Source organism: Pedobacter sp. 22163 (genome assembly GCF_052045595.1).
GTDB lineage: Bacteria > Bacteroidota > Bacteroidia > Sphingobacteriales > Sphingobacteriaceae > Pedobacter.
In genome coordinates, this window is the sequence record NZ_JBQEPM010000004.1 from 471,889 (window position 1) to 492,511 (window position 20,623).

Genomic DNA, 20,623 nt, shown 5'->3' on the forward strand with positions numbered 1-20,623 from the left:
CAGATATGAAAAATAACGTAAAAAGATTATTCAGTATTCTATCTCTTTTAATACTTATTGTAATTACCACAGTAAAGTGTAAGAAAGATGCAGAAGTGGTTGTGCCGATGGTAGACGAACCTAAGCCAACAGCAGGTTTTTCATTTGTAAGGCCAGATACCGTAAAATTCTTAGAATACCAGTTTACGGGTAGCTCTACAAATTACAAAACTTTATTGTGGCAATTTGGAGATGACAGTACATCTGTCGAGGTCAATCCAAAACATACCTACCGTTTCCCTGGCAAATATAAAGTTACTTTAACAACCAGAAATGGGCAGGGCTATTCTGCTGCAAAAGAAGTGCTGCTTAGTGTGGTCGATCCGACTATAAATTATTCTATTTGTGGTGAAAATTACATGAAAACCATTGGTGGCATATTCTCAGTTAACCTGGAGGCCGGTGCCGGTGCTGATTCTGGCGAGGGTTCCAAAAAGCTGGTGGATCAGGATATCAATACCAAATTTTTGCAGGCTGGTTTCGATGGTACGCAAAGGTGTACTTTTGAGCTTAAAACACCACAGGTGGTGGGCGCATATACCCTTACCTCGGGTAATGATGCACCAGACCGCGATCCGAGATTCTGGATTTTGCAGGGCTCGTTAGATGGTATCCAGTATACCGACTTGCATACGGTAACGGTTTGTCCTTGGGAGAATAACGATAGCAGCAGAAAACAGACTAAACTTTTCCACTTCGATAACTACGTTGCTTATAAATTTTACCGCCTTTACATTAAATCGAACAGGGGAAGCCGTGTGTTTCAATTGGCCGAATGGACAATCAACAAAAAACAGCCTTAGTTTATATAGATTATGCACAATTTGAAAAATACATGGAGCTTAAAAACTTCATGTATTTTTTTGAGGATTAATTTTAAATGTCATTTGGACAATTAAAAGATTGGGTTCTCTTGCAAAATTTAAATTATATTTTATACATTAGTAAAACGTTTAACTAAGCGTTAATCTAACCAGAATATAAATCAGATTTCAATACACACACAAATTATGAACAAAACCAACACTTTAAAATTCTTAGGCATACTGGGCTGCATGTTTGTGGGCGGTTTGCTAAAGGCACAGGAGCGGAAAGCCCCGGCTTATCCCTTAATTACGCACAATACCTATTTCAGTATTTGGTCTAACACCGATAAATTAAACGAATCTGCTACGCAACATTGGACAGGAGCCGATCATTCGCTTTTAGGAATGATTAATGTTGATGGTGGTATTTATCGCTTTTTAGGTAAAGAAACTACTACTTACAAAACGGTTGTACCTGCTTCAGATGAAAAAGGTTACGATGTAAAATATTCAGAAACCGAACCTCAGGGCGATTGGAAAGCAGCAAACTACACCGCCAGCAGTTGGCAAACAGGTAATGCACCTATAGGAGATGACGCCAAAAATGTGAAAACATTGTGGAAATCGCACGATATCTGGGTAAGAAGAACCTTTAACGTAGCTAATCCCGCATCAATAAACGAACTGTTTTTAAAGATAAACCACGATGATAATATTGAGGTTTACCTAAACGGAAAGAAAATCTATACCAAAGAAGGCTGGACAAATAATTTCCAATATATTGCCTTAAGCAATAGTGATAAAAGTGCTTTAAAAGCCGGATCGAATGTAATTGCCATTCACCTCATTAATACTGCAGGTGGCCGCTTTCTCGATTTTGGTTTAGTAGAAAAGCTAAAAGACAATGCCGAAAAAGTGCAGCTGGCTAAACAAAAAAGTGTCGATATTAATGCCACACAAACCATTTATAACTTTACCTGCGGTAAGATCGATTTAAAATTAACTTTTACCTCGCCTTTGTTAATGAACGATTTAGGGTTATTTGCACGTCCGGTTTCTTATGTTTCCTATCAGGTAAAAGCAAATGATGGTAAAACGCACCAGGTAAAAGTATACCTCAGTGCATCATCAAACATTGCGGTTTATCGCCCTACGCAAGAAGTTACAGCAAGCAAATACAGCACCGCTAAATTATCGGTATTAAAAACGGGAACGGTTGAGCAGCCAATTCTTCAAAAAGCAAGTGATGATATGCGCATTGATTGGGGTTACTTTTACGTAGCTGCACCAAAAACCAGCAACGCCATCCAGTTTGTAACGGCCGAAAAAGATGCTGCCGATGCTTTTAGAAAAGGCAATTCGGCTTCAACCGCCAAACAAGGCAAAATGCTTGCATTGAATACCATTATCCCTTTTGGAGCGGTAGGTAAGGCTACGGTAGAAAAATATGTTGAACTGGGCTATGATGAAATTTATGCTGTTCAATACTTCAATAAAAATTTAAGGCCATGGTGGAATACCTCAGGTAAAGAAACCATCGAAGCACAACTAACCGCTGCGGCTGATGAGTACAAAAACGTGATCCAGAAGTGTGAAGCTTTTAACAAAACTTTGTATGCCGATGCCTTAAAATCAGGTGGTAAAGAATATGCCGATTTATGTGTTTTAGGTTATCGCCAGAGCATTGCCGCACATACTTTGGTAAAGAGCCCGCAAGGAGAAATTTTATGGTTATCTAAAGAAAACAACAGTGGTGGTTTTATCAACACCGTTGATGTAACTTACCCTTCAGCACCATTGTACCTGATTTATAATCCCGAACTGTTACAGGGCATGTTGAATGGTATTTTCTATTTCAGCGAAAGCGGAAAGTATCCTCACCCTTGGGCAGCGCACGATCTGGGAACTTATCCGTTAGCAAACGGGCAAACTTATGGCGAGCCAATGCCAGTTGAAGAATCGGGCAACATGATTATTTTAACTGCAGCAATTGCTAAAGCGCAGGGAAATGCCAATTACGCTAAAGCACATTGGAAAACCTTAACCACCTGGGTTGATTATTTAACCAAAGAGGGCTTAGATCCAAAAACGCAGTTATGTACCGATGATTTTGCTGGTCACCTGGCCCGTAATGCCAACTTATCGGTAAAAGCGATTGTTGGTATAGCCTGTTATGCCCAGATGGCTCAAACATTAGGTTATGATGATATAGCTAAAAAATATAGGACCATTGCCGAAAGTATGGTGCCAAAATGGATTGAAATGGCCGATGCTGGCGATCACTACGCCTTAACTTTTGATAATAAAAATACATGGAGCCAGAAGTACAACCTGGTTTGGGATAAAGTTTTAAAGTTAAATCTGTTTCCGCAAAAGATATACGAAACCGAAACCAAATATTACCTCACTAAACAAAATAGATACGGGATTCCGTTGGATAGCAGAAAGGCCTACACTAAAAACGACTGGATTTTGTGGACCGCTACTTTTGCACCAACACAAAGAGAATTCGAAGCTTTGGTACATCCTGTATACAGACATGCTATCGAAACCGAATCGAGAGTGCCTTTGAACGATTTTTACGATTCAAATACGGGTATCCGCGATAACTTTAAAGCCCGGAGTGTGGTGGGCGGTTTTTACATGAAAATGCTTGCCGATAAATTAGCTGGCAAATAAATTTTACCCTTAAAATAACAATTAAAAGCGCAGCAATTATTGCTGCGCTTTTTTTGTGTTTGATAAGAGTGCGATCGTCATGCTGTCCCGAATGTTCGGGATCAGCATCTTTCCCGCTATAAAGACCCTGAAATGAATTCGGGGTGACGGCACGAATGGAAAAATGCATAAACTTAATGTAGGGTTGGCCATAGCAATCTATTCCTTAGTCTGTGTTCTCACAAACCGAATAAACAGCTTATGTATGCAAGCAGAAAAAAGCTATTGAGTAGCAATTAGAATTAGGAAATGGTCGGCCTGTGGTTCTTGGAGGTTCTCAGTCCCGCCATTCGCTATAGCTCCGATAGAAAACCTGTGAAACAAGCAAGCACACCAAAATATAACATAAACCGGAGCTTAAATCGGAGGCTGCCGCTGCTGTCGGGTTTATGCACATGGTTTCTGCACCCAGCAACCCCGAAAATAAAATACCGTTCTGGCCCAATAGCCCCGGTTGAAGCGTTACCCTGCAGCAACGAGGAACGAGGCAGCGAAGCGTATAAGCATAAAACGGGAAGGCATTTGCTAATTTGCAGAGGCATTGCGCTTCAAATAATGGAAATCGGTGCTTTAATCACGAAATTCATGTATTAAGCATCAAAACTCAAACTCCAGCTGATTACTTTCTGGCTTTTCTATTTCAACATCATCATAAAACCGTGATAAGGTAATGCCTAAAAGCCTCACCTGTGTTGTGCCGATAGCGGCCTCTTCCAAAAGTTTAATCGCCTCTGCATAAATTACCTCTGCTTTGTTTATCGGTATAGCAAAAGACCGGCTGCGCGTAATCAGTTTAAAATCAGCGAATTTGATTTTTAGGGTTACCGTTTTTCCGCTTAGTTGATATTTTTCCAAACGTTTGGCCACGGTTTCACTGATCTGTTTCAGCAGATCGTGCATCACCGAATCTTCATTGGTATCTTCCGAAAAGGTATCTTCTGCACCAACTGATTTGGTTTCGCGATTCGACTGAACGGGGCGTTCATCAATACCACGAACAATTTTATAATAAAATCTTCCCGATTTCCCGAATTGGGCAACAAGCTGGGCTTCAGTCAATTTTTTTAAATCTGCACCTGTATTAATCTGCATGGCCTTCATTTTGGCGCCGGTAACTTTGCCTACCCCAAAAAATTTTTCAACCGGGAGTTTTTCCATAAAAGCCTCAATCTTCGATGGACCAATGAAAGTTAAACCATCTGGTTTATTCATATCTGAAGCTACTTTGGCCACAAATTTATTGATCGATACGCCTGCCGAAGCGGTTAAGTTTAACTCATTTTTAATCGCATCTTTAATGGATTGAGCAATATCAATAGCCGATCCGATTCCGAGCTTGTCTTCCGTTACATCAAGGTAAGCTTCATCCAACGAAAGGGGTTCTATAATATCAGTGTACCGACTAAAAATTTCCCTAAGCGCTTTCGAAACCGCGGTATAGGCATCAAAACGGGGGTACACAAAAATTGCTGTCGGGCAAAGCTGGTAAGCTTTACTGCTCGACATTGCAGAGCGGATTCCATATTGCCGCGCTTCGTAACTGGCTGTAGAAACTACGCCCCGGCTATCGGGCTTGCCACCAACTACTAAGGGCCTTCCCCGGTATTCTGGAAAATCGCGTTGCTCTACAGATGCATAAAAAGCATCCATATCGATATGAATTATTTTTCTTAAAACCGGTAGAGTTGAATCAGACATGCAATGATCTAAATTTCGTGATTTTTATCAGGATTATTGATCTAGATTTTTTTTCTTTACAAAATATGGAGAGAGCAATTCGTTTTTATAAAAATGCAAAGTACGAATGGTATGCCGATATACCAGAATGGGGCGGAGATATAGCCGATTTGCAAATGGTAGAAGGTGCCGATGAATTATTGAACTGGATAGCAATTACCAGGGATGAATGCAAATTACTGATGGCTGATACGCCTATTGAAAATGCCGAAATTTTAGATCTTGTTTATGTGCGCGAAGAGAATTTGGGCGGTGGTGGCGACTATCTGTTAGAAAAATTTAGAGGAGAATTTAAGAACCATAAACTTTGGCTTTGCCATGTAACGGAGTTTGTTTTTAAGCAATTGCCTAAACAGATTTATTTTAAGGAACTTGGTTAACAGAAAATTTAACCATTATGTTTCTATTATGTAGACCTTCCTAAGGTTCGTCATCCTGAACTTGTTTCAGGATCCATTTAACTGCAATTCTTTTAATATTGATTCACCATTATTAATTTTTGCCTAACAGGATCATCATGCAAAAGACCCTGAAATAAATTCAGGGTGACGTTTCTAGGTAGTATCAGGCTAATCCAGCAATACTTCTACTTTATTCAGTAATGAATCCATTTCGAATGGTTTTTCCATAAAATCATTGGCACCGGCATCCAGGGCAGATTGCCTGATGTCTCTACTGGCCGAGATCATTAAAATCGGGATTTCCTTAAACTGAGGGTCGTTTTTAAGCTGTTTGCATATATCCCTGCCATCGTGTCCACTCATCCAGATATCAAGCATAATCAGATCTGGCTTATTTTTTACTGCATCTATTACTGCTCCGCCATCATATGTAAATTCAACATCATAACCCATCACCTCTAAAATCATCGTCACAGCATCAACAATTCCTTCATCGTCATCGGCAATGAGTATTTTCTTATTTCCCATTTTGTAGTTTTATTTCATATCGTTTTGTTTTGCAACCGGTAAATGAGATGATGATTAAAAGCGTATAATTATTAAAGCGGTAAAGATGCTTTTTGTTTTAAAAAAAATGAATATTTATTTAAAGAATTTTGGCATTGGCTAATCAAAAAAAAATGAGCCTGAATTTCATAGCGGATTAACTGGCTATAAATTGAACACCAAATGCATAATTTTAAAGCTTATAAAATATTTCGGAGAATTATAGTTTATATTTACAGCGTTTATTCAAATTAATTGGGTTTAATAGCCAAAAATGGATAGTATTAATATTAAGAAGTTAGCAGAAGCTTTAAATTTATCTACTTCTACAATTTCGAGGGCTTTTAGGGATAATAGTGACATTAATGGGGCTACCAAAGCGCGTATACTAGCCAAAGCAAAAGAATTAAACTATCAGCCCAACCACTACGCCAGTAATTTAAGGGAGCAAAAAAGTAAAACCATTGCCGTTATTGTACCCGAATTGGCCAATAATTATTTCTCACAGGCCATTCACGGCATAGAACGTGTAGCCAGAGAAAATGGCTACCATATTCTGATTTACGTAACGGATGATGATTATAAAAAAGAAGTAACTTTTATCCGCCATTTGCACAACGGCAGGGCTGATGGCATTGTAATGTCGGTTTCGGGAGAAGCTGACGATCATAATTACCTCAATAAATTTGGCAGTAAAAGGCTGCCTTTGGTGTTTTTCGATCGGATTTACGAAGACATTGATACGCCAAGGGTAATTACTAATGATTATAACAGCAGTTTTCTGGCAACGGAACATTTAATAGAGCAGGGCTGCAGTAGAATTGCCTATCTGGTGGTTAATAAAAGTTTATCGATAGGTAAAACACGTATGCAAGGCTATCTTGATGCATTGGCCAAACATCAGATTCCTTTCGAAGAAAATCTGATAGTTGATTGCAGTAACAGTTACGAAGAAAATAGCATTATCATTAAAGAGGCTTTAACGCAATTGAAACCAGATGGTGTTTTTACCTCAGTAGAACGTTTGGCCTTTGCTACTTACTATGCTTGTTACGATCTCGATATCAACATCCCCAAAGATTTAAAGGTGATCAGTTTCTCCAGTTTGGAAATTGCTCCTTTGTTAAATCCTTCACTCACGACCATCACTCAACCTGCTACCGAAATAGGAGAGGAAGCGGCTAAATTATTGTTTACTATTTTAGACGGTCATGCCGATAAGAACCTGCCAAACGAGGTGGTTTTAGCGTCTAAAATTATCAAGCGGAATTCGACCGTAAACGGGTAAAAAAAGTCCTTAAAAACGGGATGATTTTCAGCTTAAAATTTTCAAAAAATTTCTTCACTTAGTGTAAAATACGCAGAATTCTGACTGATTTTCGGGAACGTTCCCGAAAGACGACTGAATTTTGACTTGATTTTTTCGGGAACGTTCCCGAAAAAGGCTTCAAAAAAGACTTAGTGTAATATTTACACTTTAAATTAAAATTTAACATTTTTAACTTGTTTATTATCAGGTTATTGAAAATTTAAAAACTATTTAATATAGATTTTCAATGTTGGCGAAAAGCTAATTTTTATACTGATTTTCTCGTTGATATTTTGGCCAGAAATATATTTTTTAAATAAATTTTGAAATATCATTAACAGCTGTAAATTAGGCCTATGTGTAAATCACTATAATATTTAACCAAATTTTTATACTTAAACGAGCTTCAAATATGAGAGTATTTTACCTGTTAAAACAGGGGCTTTTGGTGCTGTTAGTTTTTTCAGCATTAATGGTAAAAGCACAAACCGGATCGGTATCTGGTAAAGTGCTTGATGAAACCGGCCTGCCATTGCCTGGCGCTTCTGTAGTTGTAAAAGGAACTACAAGAAGTACATCAACCGATGCCAATGGTAATTATAAACTTGCAGGTTTATCGAATGGTTCGATAACGTTATCTGCAAGTTTTATCGGTTATCAAACCCTTGATAAAGCCGTAAGCATTTCGGCAAATGCTACTGTTAATTTTCAATTGGCACCCGATGCACAAAAACTGAATGAAGTTGTGGTAATCGGTTATGGTACCGCAGAAAAGAAAAACCTAACCGGATCCATTACCACTGTAAACTCGAAAGATTTTCAGAAAGGTACCATTACTACGCCTGAACAGTTAATTCAGGGTAAGGTGGCAGGTGTGAACATTATCTCTAATAGTGGTCAACCTGGAGTAGGTAGCCAGATCCGTATCCGTGGTGGGGCATCATTAAATGCCAGTAACGATCCTCTTATCGTAATTGACGGGGTTCCCTTCAGTGGTAACGCTATCGGTAATGCGCCAAGCCCATTATCATTGGTCAACCCGAACGATATTGAAACCTTTACTGTTTTAAAGGATGCAAATGCAACAGCCATTTATGGTTCGAGGGCATCGAACGGGGTAATTTTAATTACGACCAAAAAAGGTGCATCAGGAGCACCGGTGTTTAATTTTAGCACCAACAATTCAATCGCTACGGTTGCTAAAAAGGTGGATATCCTTTCTTCAGGCCAGATCCGCGATTTCGTAAATGCGAACCCAAATGCAAGTTATGACGATGGTAAAAAATTCACTTCGTTACTGGGCAGTTCAAATACCGATTGGCAGGATGAAATTTATCAGAACGCATTTTCTACTGATAACAGTTTAAGCATTGCAGGCTCTTTTAAAGGGGTTCCTTACCGTGTTTCTGCTGGTTATTTAGATCAGCAAGGCCTTTTGATTACCGATCATTTTTCTCGTGGAACCGGTGCAATCAGCATTTCGCCAAAATTATTCCAGGATCATTTAAAAATCGACCTAAACTTAAAAGGTGCATTAACTCAGTCGCATTTTGCTAATGCCGGTGCTGTTGGTGCTGCTATTCAGTTCGATCCAACACAATCGGTAAATGCAAACAACAGCTTTGGTAACTATTTCGAATGGTTAAGAAGCGATGGTACCGTAAATCCAAATGCACCGCGCAACCCGGTAGGTTTAATCAGGCTGAACGATAACAATGGTAATGCCGAAAGAAGTTTTGGTAACGCACGTTTCGATTACTCTTTCCACTTTTTACCAGAATTACACGCTAATTTAAATTTAGGTTACGATCTGTCTAAAGGTTATGGTGATGTTCGTATTCCGGTTTATGCTGCACAAAGCATCTCAACTTCAGGATCATATACCCATTCTCTGAATACTGAAACCAACAAACTTTCTGAGTTTTACTTAAACTACGCACACACTGTAGAAAGTATTAAAAGCCGTTTTGATGTAACTGCAGGTTACGGATATTACGATAACTCAAAAACCGGTTTCAACTTTACCTCTTACAAAGGTACTGGCGAAGCATTGGTAACACCTGTTTTCCCTTTCTCTACCGATCGCGATAAATTGCTTTCTTACTACGGAAGGTTCATTTATACTTTGGCCGATAAATATATTTTATCAGGAACATTAAGGGCTGATGCTTCTTCAAAATTTGCAGAGAAAAATCGTTGGGGCTATTTTCCTTCAGCTGCTTTTACCTGGAGAATTTCAAACGAGAATTTCTTGAAAAACAGCTCATCGGTTTCTGATTTAAAACTTCGTTTAAGTTACGGTCAAACAGGTAATAAAGATGGCATCGGCTATTACGATTACCTATCTAAATACTATGCCAATAGCAATACCGGCCAATACCAGATCGGTAATACTTTTTACAACTATTATACTCCTGCGGCTTACGATCCTGACCTGAAATGGGAAACTACTACCACCTATAATGCAGGTTTGGATTATGGTTTTATGAAAGGCCGTTTATACGGAAGCATTGATGTATATTACAAAAAGACTTCTGATCTTCTAAGCAAAATCAATATTCCGGTAGGTACAAACTTTAACAACGAGTTAACAACAAATGTGGGTAATATGGATGTTAAAGGCGTTGAGGGAAGCTTAAACTTCTCGGCAATCAAAACCGAAAACACCAGTTGGGATTTCGGTGTAAACATTGCATACAACAAAAGAAAAGTAACCAACCTAACCTTAAATCCTGATCCTGCTTCGAAAGTTGGTGCGGGCGATATTACAGGTGGAACCGGTGTTACCTTAAAATACAATGCCGTTAACCAAATCCCTGGATCTTTTTTTGTGTATAAACAAGTATATAACGCAGATGGAAAACCTTTAGAAGGTGTTTATGAAGATCTGAATAAAGATGGCGTGATCAATACCAGCGATCAGTATTTTTATAAATCACCTGATCCAAACATTACTTTGGGTTTCAATACTTCTTTTTCTTACAAGAAATGGAGCTTTACTACGTCGCTTAGGGCTAACTTTGGTAACTACATATATGATAACGTTTCGTCAAACTTTGGTGTCAGAGCGAATATCTTAAGTCCGGCAGGTGTAATCAACAATGCATCTACAGATTTTCTGGCAACCAATTTCCAGAACAACCAGTTCTTAAGCGATTATTATATTAAAAACGCTTCATTCCTGAAAATGGATAATGCAGGTATTTCTTACAACGCCGGTAAATTATCTAAAACCGGAACAGCCTCGTTAAGGATATCGGCAAACTGCCAAAATGTTTTTACCGTAACCAAGTACAATGGTATAGATCCTGAGTTGAGCGGTGGTATTGATTATAACCTATATCCGCGCCCTCGCACGTATACTTTAGGTTTTAATGTTGGTTTTTAATAAGGAGACAAAAAATGAAAAACTCATTTAAAATAATATTGGCATCAGGTGTTTTATTGTTGTCATTAAATTCATGCAAAAAAGGAGATTTAAACGTATTGCCTACCAACGATGTTACTGCGGCAACCGTTTATGCTACTCCGGCAGGTTATAAACGAGGTTTGGTTAAATTATATGCAGCTTATGCATTAACCAGTTCTACGGGTTCGGACAATAGTGATATCGGTGGGTTGAATTCGGGTTTTGCAGATTTCCTGCGTTTATTCTGGACCTCACAAGAGTTGGTAACCGATGAGGCGATCTGTGCCTGGGGAGATACCGGTATTCCGGAATTAGATTACGGTACACCAAGTGTAGATAACCAGTTTTTAAGGGGATTATACTCAAGAAGTATTTTACAGATTACGGTTTGCAACGAATTTCTTCGCGAAAGTACAGCCGATAAATTGGCTTCACGCAACATTACAGGTGCCGACGCTGCAGATATTACCAGGTACCGTGCAGAAGCCCGTTTTTTACGTGCTTATCAATATTGGGTGCTTTTAGATGCCTTTGGTAATCCTCCTTTTGTTACCGAAAATGATGAAATTGGTAAAGTAGCCCCAAAACAGATCCAAAGGGCTGCCCTTTTTACTTATATCGAATCAGAGCTGAAAGCAATTGAGGGCGATTTAGCCAATGCACGCAGCAACGAATATGGCCGTGCAGATAAAGGTGCTGATTGGGCTTTATTGGCCAGGTTATATTTAAATGCGCAGGTTTATACCGGAACTGCAAAATATACAGAAGCCATTACTTACTCAAGCAAGGTGATTGCTGCTGGTTACAGCTTAAAATCCAATTACATGGATCTTTTTAAAGCCGATAACAATATTAACAATACCGAGAATATATTAACCATTAACTATGATGGTGTAACAGGTACCAATTATGGCGGTACCACATTCCTGATCAATGCAGGTATTAATGCTGATATGGGTACAGCATCATATGGCGTGCCAAACGGCGGTTGGGGCGGCAACAGGACCCGTCAGAATTTGCCTACATTATTTCCAGATGCAAACGGAACTTTAGATAAACGCGGTACTTTCTTCGGTGCAAAAAATACAGTTGATGAAATTGGCGTATTCACAGATGGATTGCGTGTTACAAAATTTAAAAACATCATTGGTACCAGTACCATACCTCCATCACTAAATGGAACATTCAGCTCTTTGGATTTTGCCATTTTTCGCTTGGCCGAACAGTATTTAATTTACGGAGAAGCAGTTGCACGTGGTGGTTCAGGTGGCGATGCCGCAAAAGCGCTCGAGTATGTTAATGCCTTACGTCAACGTGCTTATGGCAATGCCTCAGGTAATCTAACTCCAGCTGCATTAACTGTTGATTTTTATTTGGATGAGCGAGCCCGCGAATTATACTGGGAAGGTCACCGCCGTACAGATTTAGTGCGTTATGGTAAATTTACCGGTGGTACTTACTTATGGCCATTTAAAGGTGGGGTTAAAGCCGGAACGTCAATTCCTGCTTACCGCAATATTTATCCGATTCCGGCAGCAGATTTAATTGCCAATCCGAATCTGGTTCAAAACACAGGTTATTAATCTTAATATTTAATAAGATATGAAATCAATATTTTTCAAAACCTTGGCCTTTTGCTTTGTGGCACTATCGCTTTGGTCGTGTAAAAAAGACGAAACCCAAACGGTTTCAATTATTGGGGCAGCAGGAACGCTTACCGCTTCTACCACTACCTTGAGTTTGGTGCAGGCAAATGGTGCGCAGGCTGCATTAACATTAAGCTATCCACTGGCTACTTCATCTGGATATGTGGTGCCGGTAAACTCCACCTTACAGTTCGCTTTAAAGGGTACGAACTTCGCGGCTCCAAAAGAAGTAGTTGTTACTACAAAAAGCTATGCGCCAACCGTAACCGAGATCAACAACATGATTTTGGCTTTAGGTGGAAAAGTTGGCGTTGCCGCCCAGGTTGAAGTGAGGTTGAAATCGGGTGCAGCCGTAAACGATTTAACTTACTCAAACGTGATCACTTTAACCGCTACACCTTATTTAGCTTCAGCGTGGATTTATGTTCCAGGAGCTTATCAAGGATGGGATCCTACTACTGCAGACAGTTTAATCTCGTTATCAAGCAATGGTATTTATACCGGAATGATTGCTTACACCGCCGGAAACCTGGAGTTTAAAATCACACCTGCCAAAAAATGGGATGTTGCCTATGGCGATGCGGGTGCGGGTAAAATCAGCAGTAGCGCCGGCGATAACTTAAAATCGCCAGATGCCATAGTGAAACAGGTAACAGTTGATTTAAATGCCAAAACCATAGTTTTTTCAACACCGAACGAATGGTCGATTATTGGAGACGCAACTTTGGGTGGCTGGAACAATGATACCGACATGAAAGTGGTAAATGATGGAAAATCAAATAATTACTCCGTTAAAACAACCTTAACCGCTGGTGCATTGAAATTCAGGTTCAAACACGATTGGACAGTTAATCTCGGTGGTAGCCTAACTGCTTTGACCAATGGAGGCGATAACATTGCCATAACTGTTCCCGGAACTTATACTATTACTTTAGATGTAGCTGCTAAAAAAGCTACAATGGTTAAAAACTAATCCTTATTATCTGCCCTGCAGTTACATACTGCGGGGCTTTTTTAAAATCTTTAAAGTTTTAGCATGAACAGATCTCATACCCATCCAAATTATCCGTTTCCAATTTATAATCATACTAATACTTCCTTTTTTAAAAGGGTAACAACCATTTTTACCCTACTGGTTGTTTTTCTAACAAACAATCTACTTGCCCAAAAGCTGGAACGGGTAGAACCAATGTTCTGGTACGTGGGGATGCACAATCCTAAATTACAACTACTTGTTCATGGCGAAAACATTGCCAATACCACCGTGGCCTTAACTTATCCAGGGGTAAAACTCGTAAAGGTAAATAAAGTAGAAAATTCCAATTATCTATTTCTTGATTTAACAATTGCTCCATCAGCCAAAGCCGGCAAATTCCCGATTAACTTTGCTGTTAATGGGAAAAAAATATTTACTTACACTTACGAATTAAAGAACCGAGATAAAAGTGCGGGCAGGATTCAGGGCGTAACCCATAAAGATTTTATATACCTTTTAATGCCCGATCGTTTTTCGAATGGCGATAAAAGCAATGATGTGGTTCAGGGTTTAACCGAAACTGCATTAAACCGCGACAGCATGTACTACCGCCATGGCGGCGATATACAAGGTGTAATTAACCACCTCGATTACCTGAAAGATTTAGGCGTAACTACAGTTTGGATGACACCAGAGGTAGAAAACGATATGCCACAGGCTTCTTACCACGGCTACGCAGTAACCGATCATTATAAGATAGACCCGCGGTATGGTACAAATGCACTTTACAAAAAATATGTAGAAATTGCCCATGCCAAAGGATTAAAAGTGATTAAAGATATTGTGCATAACCACATTGGCACTCAACATTGGTTTTATAAAGATTTGCCAATGAAAAGCTGGTTAAACCAATGGCCAAAGTATACTCAAACGAGCTACCGCGATCAGACCGTTATGGATGTGCACGCCTCTGCGGCAGATCGTAAACAGATGTTAGATGGTTGGTTTGTACCTTCAATGCCCGATTTAAACCAGACCAATCCTTATGTGCAAAACTACCTGACCCAAAACCACATCTGGTGGATCGAGTACGCTGGTATTGATGGTTTACGTTTGGATACTTATGGATATAACGATCCGGTTTATATGGCCGATTGGGCTTTAAAAGTTCAGGCAGAATTCCCGCACTTATCTGTTTTTGGCGAAACACTGGTTACTGCTGTCGCTAACCAGGCCTTTTTTACTGGTGGCAATACGGTTAACCGCGGTTTTGATACCCATTTGCAAGGCATTACCGATGCTACTTTGAAAGATGCAATTTACGAAGGAATAAACGGCAAAAACGGTTGGGTAGACGGGATTAACCGTTTGTATGCCACATTGGCACACGATTTTCTTTATAAAAACCCAAATACCAACTGCATCTTTTTAGATAATCACGATATGAGCCGCTTTTATTCGATGGTTGGCGAAGATTTCGATAAATACAAAATGGGAATGAGCATCCTCTTAACCATGCGGGGCATTCCCGAGATGTATTACGGAACAGAAATTTTAATGAAAAACTTTTCCAATCCCGATGGACTGATCCGTTCCGATTTTCCTGGCGGCTGGGAAGGTGATAAAAAGGACAAATTTATAGCCTATGGCCGTACAGGCAAAGAAAATGAAGCTTTCAATTTTGTTAAAACATTGGCCAATTTCCGCAAAAACAGCGCAGCATTACAAACCGGTAAATTGATGCAGTTTATTCCGCAAGATGATATTTATGTTTATTTCCGCTACAATGAAGAACCAAAAGGGACAGTAATGGTTATTGTAAACAACACTGAAAAAGAAAAAACATTAAATACCGATCGCTTTGCCGAAAGAACGGCAGGAATTACAACTGCTAAAAATGTAATTACAAGTGAAAACATCAATTTTCAAAATATAAAAGTGCCAGCCAAGACCACTTTGGTGCTTGAGCTAAGATAGAAAAGGTAAAAGGTTGAGGGTTTAAGGCGGAAGGTAATTGCCAATTGCCAAAAAAATGCTACTCCTTGAAACCTGATACGTACTAAAAATTATAATAAAGATGCAAAATAATAGTCATATAGAACCTTCTACCTTCAACCTTACGCCTTCTACCTCAATAAAGGCTTGTCTTTTTGATCTCGATGGCGTACTTGTAGATACTGCAGTTTACCATTATAAAGCCTGGAAACGTTTGGCCAATACCATGGGTTTCGATTTTACAGAAGAGCAGAACGAACAGTTGAAAGGTGTTAGTCGCGTAGAAAGTTTAAATAAGATTCTCGTTTGGGGTGGAGTAGATAAAACCGATGCCGAAAAAGAAGAACTTGCCAGTTTAAAAAACAGCTGGTATGTAGATATGATTACTAAAATGACACCGGCCGAAGTTTTGCCCGGAACGGTTGATTTCTTAACGGCGATTCACAAAGCTGGTTATAAATTGGCATTGGGCTCGGCAAGTAAAAACTCGGGAATTATTTTAGAGAAGACAGACCTTGCTCATTTCTTTGATGAAATAGTTGATGGAAACATGGTAACCAAATCAAAACCCGATCCGGAAGTATTTTTAAAAGGAGCTGAACTTTTAGGTTTCGCAACTGATGAATGCGTGGTTTTTGAAGATGCCGTTGCTGGGGTAGAGGCCGCAAAAAGAGGCGGAATGAAAGCCATCGGTATCGGTGAAAAAAGCGTGCTTAGCCAGGCAGATGTGGTAGTAAGCGGATTAGACAAATTAACAGTTAAAGATTTAGAGAATTTATAGGTTTAAGGTGTAGGGTTTAAGGTTGAGGACATTGTCTCAAATCTAAAATCTCGCTACTCAATACTCGATTATGAAAAATTACATTAAAGCAGATGAGTGGAATATTATCGAAGAAGGCTTTGATCCACATTTAAATAAAATTTCGGAAAGTATTTTCAGCTTAGGCAACGGCCGTATGGGCCAGCGTGCCAATTTTGAAGAAACTTATACCGGAGATACTTTACCTGGGAATTATGTTGCAGGTGTTTATTATCCAGATAAAACCCGTGTGGGATGGTGGAAAAACGGATATCCGGAATATTTTGCAAAAGTATTGAACGCGGCTAACTGGGTAGGTATCGAAGTAAAAATAGATGAGGAAATCCTTGATTTGGCAACAGCTGAGGTAAGCGATTTTAAACGTGTGTTGAACATGCATGCCGGATACCTGGAGCGTACTTTCACGGCAAAATTAAGAAGTGGTAAAACCTTAAAAGTTAAATCGACCCGCTTTTGCAGCATTGCCGATGATGAAGTTGGAGCCATCCGTTATAGCATTACGCCATTAAATTTCGACAGCAGATTAACGTTAATGCCTTTTATTGATGGCGACGTTAAAAATCAGGACAGCAACTATGATGAAAAATTCTGGGATAAGGTAGCGGACGAAATTTCTGGAACAGAAGCTTACATTAAATTAAGAACTAAGAAAACAGCATTTGAAGTTTGTACAGGCAGTAATATCGAACTGTATAAAAATGCAGAGAAATTAGACATCAACCCTGAGGCTTTCCGTAAAGAGAAATTTGTGGGACAAACTTTTTCTCTTGATGTTAAAGCGAATGAAGAGATCACTTTGGTTAAAATCGCGGCGAATTTATCTTCAGAAAATTACCCAAAAGAATCACTTTTAAAAGAAACAAAATCGGTAATTGCCAAAGCATCTGCTAAAGGATTCGATACCTTGTTAAAAGAACAAACCGAAGCCTGGGCAAATAAGTGGGAAGAAAGCGACATCATCATCGAAGGTGATGTTTCGGCTCAACAGGCTATCCGTTTCAATATTTTTCAGCTTTTTCAAACCTATACTGGTAAAGATGACCGATTGAACATTGGTCCGAAAGGTTTTACTGGTGAAAAATATGGAGGCTCAACCTATTGGGATACAGAGGCTTATTGTGTGCCTTTTTATCTGGCAACTGCTCCACAGGAAGTGAGCAAAAACCTGTTGGTGTATCGCCATAAACAATTGGGTAAAGCGATTGAAAATGCAGCAAAATTAGGTTTTAAAGACGGTGCAGCATTGTATCCTATGGTAACGATGAACGGTGAGGAATGCCACAACGAATGGGAAATTACCTTCGAAGAAATTCACCGTAATGGTGCTATAGCTTTCGCCATTTTCAATTATATCCGTTACACTGGTGATGAAAGCTATCTGTCTGATTTTGGTTTAGAAGTACTGATCGGGATTGCCCGTTTCTGGAAACAACGTGTTAACTGGAGCAACGATAAACAGCAATATGTAATGCTTGGCGTAACCGGACCAAACGAATATGAGAACAATATAAACAACAACTGGTACACCAATATTTTGGCTGCCTGGTGTATGAAATATGCAACCGAAGCTGCCGGAATAGTAAAACAACAACAACCAGAAAAATATAACAGCTTATTAAAAAGCTTAAATTTCGATCAAAAGGAATTTACCGATTGGGCTGATATCATCGAGAAAATGTATTATCCACAAGATGAAAAACTGGGTATTTTCTTACAACAGGATGGATATTTAGATAAAGAACAAACTTTGGTGAAAGATCTTCCTGCCAGCGAACGCCCAATTAATCAAAAGTGGAGCTGGGACAGGATTTTGCGCTCGTGTTTCATTAAACAGGCCGATGTTTTACAGGGATTATATTTCTTTGAAGAGGATTACGATCTGGATACATTGAAACGGAACTTCGATTTTTACGAACCTCGTACCGTACACGAAAGCTCATTGTCGCCATGCGTACATAGTATTTTAGCGGCGAAATTAAATGATGAGGCACGTGCATACGAATTCTACTTGCGTACCGCCCGTTTAGATCTGGATGATTATAACAACGATACCGAAGATGGTCTGCACATCACTTCGATGGCAGGCACCTGGATGAGTGTGGTAGAAGGTTTTGCGGGCATGCGTGTGCGTGATGGGAAATTGCAGTTTAATCCTTTCTTGCCGGGCAAATGGAAATCTTTTTCGTTTACCATCGGCTTTAGAGGAACTACCTTAAAAATCAATATCACCGAGAACGGCATCAACATTAAAAACAATGCAGCCATTGATTTAGAAATCGGTATCAGAAACCAGTTTTATAAATTGGCCGGAAATACCGAAATTGAAGTAAATAACGCAGCGTTGGTATGAGAAAGGAAGAGGGTTTAAAGGTTGAAGGAAGAAGCGAAAACCCACAGCCTTCAATTCATAAGAGAAATTTTATCGCCCTGGTCTTGTCCCCCTTTGGAGGGGGCAGGGGGAGGATGTTGACGCTTTTTTCTATCTTTATAATACCCGCTACACTATCCTTTGCACAAAAACAGCGTACAAAAATGAACGATAAACAGATCGTTATTTATCAGTTATTGCCCCGCTTATTTGGGAATAAAAACAGCACAAATATTCCTTACGGTACCATTGAACAAAATGGTTCTGGCAAGTTTAATGATATTGCCGATAAAGCTTTAGATGGTATAAAAGAACTCAGCGTAAATTATGTTTGGTATACCGGTGTACTTGCCCATGCGAGTTTAACCGATTATTCTACCTATGGAATTAAGCCTGATGATGCCGATGTGGTAAAGGGTAGAGCGGGCTCGCCTTATGCCATCCGCGATTATTACGATGTAGATCCCGATCTGGCTGTTGATGTTAAAAACAGGATGAAGGAGTTTGAAGCGCTGGTGAAAAGAACACATGCAAAAAACTTAAAAGTGCTGATCGATTTTGTGCCCAACCACGTTGCCAGAAGTTACCACTCTTATACAAAACCAAAAAATGTAATCGATTTTGGTGCCCAGGATGATGTAACCAAAGCATTTAGCGCCAGAAATGATTTTTATTATAACCCTGGACAGCCATTTGCAGTACCAACAAGTGGAGCAAAGCAAACACCTATTTCTATTTTACAGGATGGTAAGTTTAATGAAAATCCGGCAAAAGCTACCGGTAACAATGTATTTTCTGCACAGCCTAAATACGACGACTGGTACGAAACCATTAAGCTGAATTACGGCGTAGATTATCAGAATGGCGAAAAGCAGTATTTCGATCCCATTCCACCCGTTTGGCTAAAAATGCGTGATATTTTAACTTATTGGACCAATAAGGGGGTAGATGGTTTCAGATGTGATATGGCCGAAATGGTGCCTATTGCTTTCTGGAGCTGGGTAATTCCACAGGTTAAAAAAGTGAATCCTGATTTGATTTTTATCGGAGAAGCCTACAACCCAAAAGTTTACAAACAATATTTAGACGAAGGTAAATTCGACTACCTGTATGATAAAGTGGGTTTGTACGATGGACTTAAAAAACTGATCAGAAATGAACCAACTGCAGATGTGGCTGCGATTAAACAGGTATGGCAGGTAGAGAGTGCTGGTTTTGGCAAACACATGTTGCGCTTTTTAGAAAACCACGATGAGGAACGCATTGCATCAGCAGGATTTGCAGGGAAAGCCAAACTCGCTTTACCTGCAATGGTTGTTTCGGCAACATTGGGCTCGGGGCCGGTGATGCTTTATTTCGGTCAGGAAGTTGGCGAGCCGGGAAAAGGACAAGAGGGTTTTGGTGGAGATGATAACCGGACCACTATTTTCGATTATTGGGGTGTTCCAAGCCACCAGAAATGGATAAATAATGGCGCTTTTGATAGTAAACAATTAAGTGAAAACGAGCAGAAATTACGCGCTTACTACCAACAGTTATTAAAAGTTACTTCAACCAGCGATGCGGTAATAAATGGTGAGATTTATGAGGTGCCCGTTACAGGAAATATGAATAACCGGATGTATGCTTTTATCCGTTACTCAGGCAAACAGCGTTTATTGGTAGTGGCCAATTTCGATCGGACACAAACCTTAACCGCCAATATCGAAATCCCTGATCAGATTTTAAAAGTTAAACATTCATCTCCGGTTACAGATCTGTTAACAGACAGAAAATTAAATATCCCGGCAGGAACAAGTATACCCGTAACCGTTACGCCCGTTAGCGCGCAGGTGATAGCGTTTTAACCGCTA

The 20,623-nt window shown here is 39.6% G+C and carries 13 protein-coding genes; 11 read left to right on the top strand and 2 right to left on the bottom strand.

The annotated features are described in order from the left end of the window. Positions 1 to 5: 5 nt before the first annotated feature. Together ACTJKN_RS13220 and ACTJKN_RS13225 are read left to right on the top strand one after the other, a co-directional pair. Positions 6 to 842 (top strand): PKD domain-containing protein, encoded by an 837-nt coding sequence (locus ACTJKN_RS13220; RefSeq protein WP_440825613.1) that lies wholly within the window; start codon positions 6 to 8, stop codon positions 840 to 842. A gap of 207 nt (positions 843 to 1,049) precedes the next feature. Further along, complete coding sequence (locus ACTJKN_RS13225) at positions 1,050 to 3,524, top strand: glutaminase domain-containing protein (RefSeq protein ID WP_440825615.1); 2,475 nt, start codon at positions 1,050 to 1,052, stop codon at positions 3,522 to 3,524. A gap of 636 nt (positions 3,525 to 4,160) precedes the next feature. Here ACTJKN_RS13225 and dinB read toward each other — a convergent pair. Further along, the gene (gene dinB / locus ACTJKN_RS13230; RefSeq protein WP_440825617.1) at positions 4,161 to 5,261 is read right to left on the bottom strand and encodes a DNA polymerase IV; all 1,101 of its coding nucleotides are present in this window, start codon (positions 5,259 to 5,261) and stop codon (positions 4,161 to 4,163) included. A gap of 65 nt (positions 5,262 to 5,326) precedes the next feature. Between dinB and ACTJKN_RS13235 the strand changes: the two genes are divergently transcribed. Then, positions 5,327 to 5,680 carry a DUF6717 family protein gene (locus tag ACTJKN_RS13235; protein WP_440825619.1) on the top strand — a complete coding sequence of 118 codons (354 nt, stop codon included), beginning with the start codon at positions 5,327 to 5,329 and terminating at the stop codon, positions 5,678 to 5,680. A gap of 189 nt (positions 5,681 to 5,869) precedes the next feature. Here the strand turns inward: ACTJKN_RS13235 and ACTJKN_RS13240 are convergent, their stop codons facing one another. After that, positions 5,870 to 6,229 (bottom strand): response regulator, encoded by a 360-nt coding sequence (locus tag ACTJKN_RS13240; protein WP_029278891.1) that lies wholly within the window; start codon positions 6,227 to 6,229, stop codon positions 5,870 to 5,872. 292 nt (positions 6,230 to 6,521) lie between these two features. On the opposite strand from ACTJKN_RS13240, the gene ACTJKN_RS13245 reads away from it, so the two are divergent. The 8 genes from ACTJKN_RS13245 (at position 6,522) to ACTJKN_RS13280 (ending at position 20,617) form a co-directional block, all read left to right on the top strand. Next, positions 6,522 to 7,535, top strand: coding sequence for a LacI family DNA-binding transcriptional regulator (locus ACTJKN_RS13245; protein WP_440825621.1), 1,014 nt, complete (start codon positions 6,522 to 6,524; stop codon positions 7,533 to 7,535). 433 nt (positions 7,536 to 7,968) lie between these two features. After that, positions 7,969 to 10,944, top strand: coding sequence for a SusC/RagA family TonB-linked outer membrane protein (locus ACTJKN_RS13250; RefSeq protein WP_440825623.1), 2,976 nt, complete (start codon positions 7,969 to 7,971; stop codon positions 10,942 to 10,944). A 14-nt stretch (positions 10,945 to 10,958) separates the two neighbouring features. After that, positions 10,959 to 12,548, top strand: a complete 1,590-nt coding sequence (locus tag ACTJKN_RS13255) for a RagB/SusD family nutrient uptake outer membrane protein (RefSeq protein ID WP_440825625.1) — start codon at positions 10,959 to 10,961, stop codon at positions 12,546 to 12,548. 19 nt (positions 12,549 to 12,567) lie between these two features. Continuing rightward, positions 12,568 to 13,584, top strand: a complete 1,017-nt coding sequence (locus ACTJKN_RS13260; RefSeq protein WP_440825627.1) for a SusE domain-containing protein — start codon at positions 12,568 to 12,570, stop codon at positions 13,582 to 13,584. A 63-nt stretch (positions 13,585 to 13,647) separates the two neighbouring features. Then, positions 13,648 to 15,564: a glycoside hydrolase family 13 protein gene (locus ACTJKN_RS13265; RefSeq protein WP_440825628.1), complete on the top strand. Its 1,917-nt coding sequence runs from the start codon at positions 13,648 to 13,650 to the stop codon at positions 15,562 to 15,564. Positions 15,565 to 15,664: 100 nt separating this feature from the next. Next, positions 15,665 to 16,363: a beta-phosphoglucomutase gene (gene pgmB, locus ACTJKN_RS13270; RefSeq protein WP_440825630.1), complete on the top strand. Its 699-nt coding sequence runs from the start codon at positions 15,665 to 15,667 to the stop codon at positions 16,361 to 16,363. Positions 16,364 to 16,433: 70 nt separating this feature from the next. After that, positions 16,434 to 18,752 carry a glycoside hydrolase family 65 protein gene (locus tag ACTJKN_RS13275; RefSeq protein WP_440825632.1) on the top strand — a complete coding sequence of 773 codons (2,319 nt, stop codon included), beginning with the start codon at positions 16,434 to 16,436 and terminating at the stop codon, positions 18,750 to 18,752. Continuing rightward, on the top strand, positions 18,749 to 20,617 hold the full coding sequence (locus tag ACTJKN_RS13280; RefSeq protein WP_440825633.1) for an alpha-amylase family protein: 1,869 nt from the start codon (positions 18,749 to 18,751) through the stop codon (positions 20,615 to 20,617). Before ACTJKN_RS13275 ends, ACTJKN_RS13280 begins: the two co-directional genes overlap by 4 nt. Positions 20,618 to 20,623 lie beyond the last annotated feature (6 nt).

Bases quoted from the DNA above. Each gene is read 5' to 3' on its own strand.
- ACTJKN_RS13220 (WP_440825613.1), top strand. From the start codon at position 6: ATGAAAAATAACGTAAAAAGATTATTCAGTATTCTATCTCTTTTAATA.
- ACTJKN_RS13225 (WP_440825615.1), top strand. From the start codon at position 1,050: ATGAACAAAACCAACACTTTAAAATTCTTAGGCATACTGGGCTGCATG.
- dinB (WP_440825617.1), bottom strand. From the start codon at position 5,261: ATGTCTGATTCAACTCTACCGGTTTTAAGAAAAATAATTCATATCGAT.
- ACTJKN_RS13235 (WP_440825619.1), top strand. From the start codon at position 5,327: ATGGAGAGAGCAATTCGTTTTTATAAAAATGCAAAGTACGAATGGTAT.
- ACTJKN_RS13240 (WP_029278891.1), bottom strand. From the start codon at position 6,229: ATGGGAAATAAGAAAATACTCATTGCCGATGACGATGAAGGAATTGTT.
- ACTJKN_RS13245 (WP_440825621.1), top strand. From the start codon at position 6,522: ATGGATAGTATTAATATTAAGAAGTTAGCAGAAGCTTTAAATTTATCT.
- ACTJKN_RS13250 (WP_440825623.1), top strand. From the start codon at position 7,969: ATGAGAGTATTTTACCTGTTAAAACAGGGGCTTTTGGTGCTGTTAGTT.
- ACTJKN_RS13255 (WP_440825625.1), top strand. From the start codon at position 10,959: ATGAAAAACTCATTTAAAATAATATTGGCATCAGGTGTTTTATTGTTG.
- ACTJKN_RS13260 (WP_440825627.1), top strand. From the start codon at position 12,568: ATGAAATCAATATTTTTCAAAACCTTGGCCTTTTGCTTTGTGGCACTA.
- ACTJKN_RS13265 (WP_440825628.1), top strand. From the start codon at position 13,648: ATGAACAGATCTCATACCCATCCAAATTATCCGTTTCCAATTTATAAT.
- pgmB (WP_440825630.1), top strand. From the start codon at position 15,665: ATGCAAAATAATAGTCATATAGAACCTTCTACCTTCAACCTTACGCCT.
- ACTJKN_RS13275 (WP_440825632.1), top strand. From the start codon at position 16,434: ATGAAAAATTACATTAAAGCAGATGAGTGGAATATTATCGAAGAAGGC.
- ACTJKN_RS13280 (WP_440825633.1), top strand. From the start codon at position 18,749: ATGAGAAAGGAAGAGGGTTTAAAGGTTGAAGGAAGAAGCGAAAACCCA.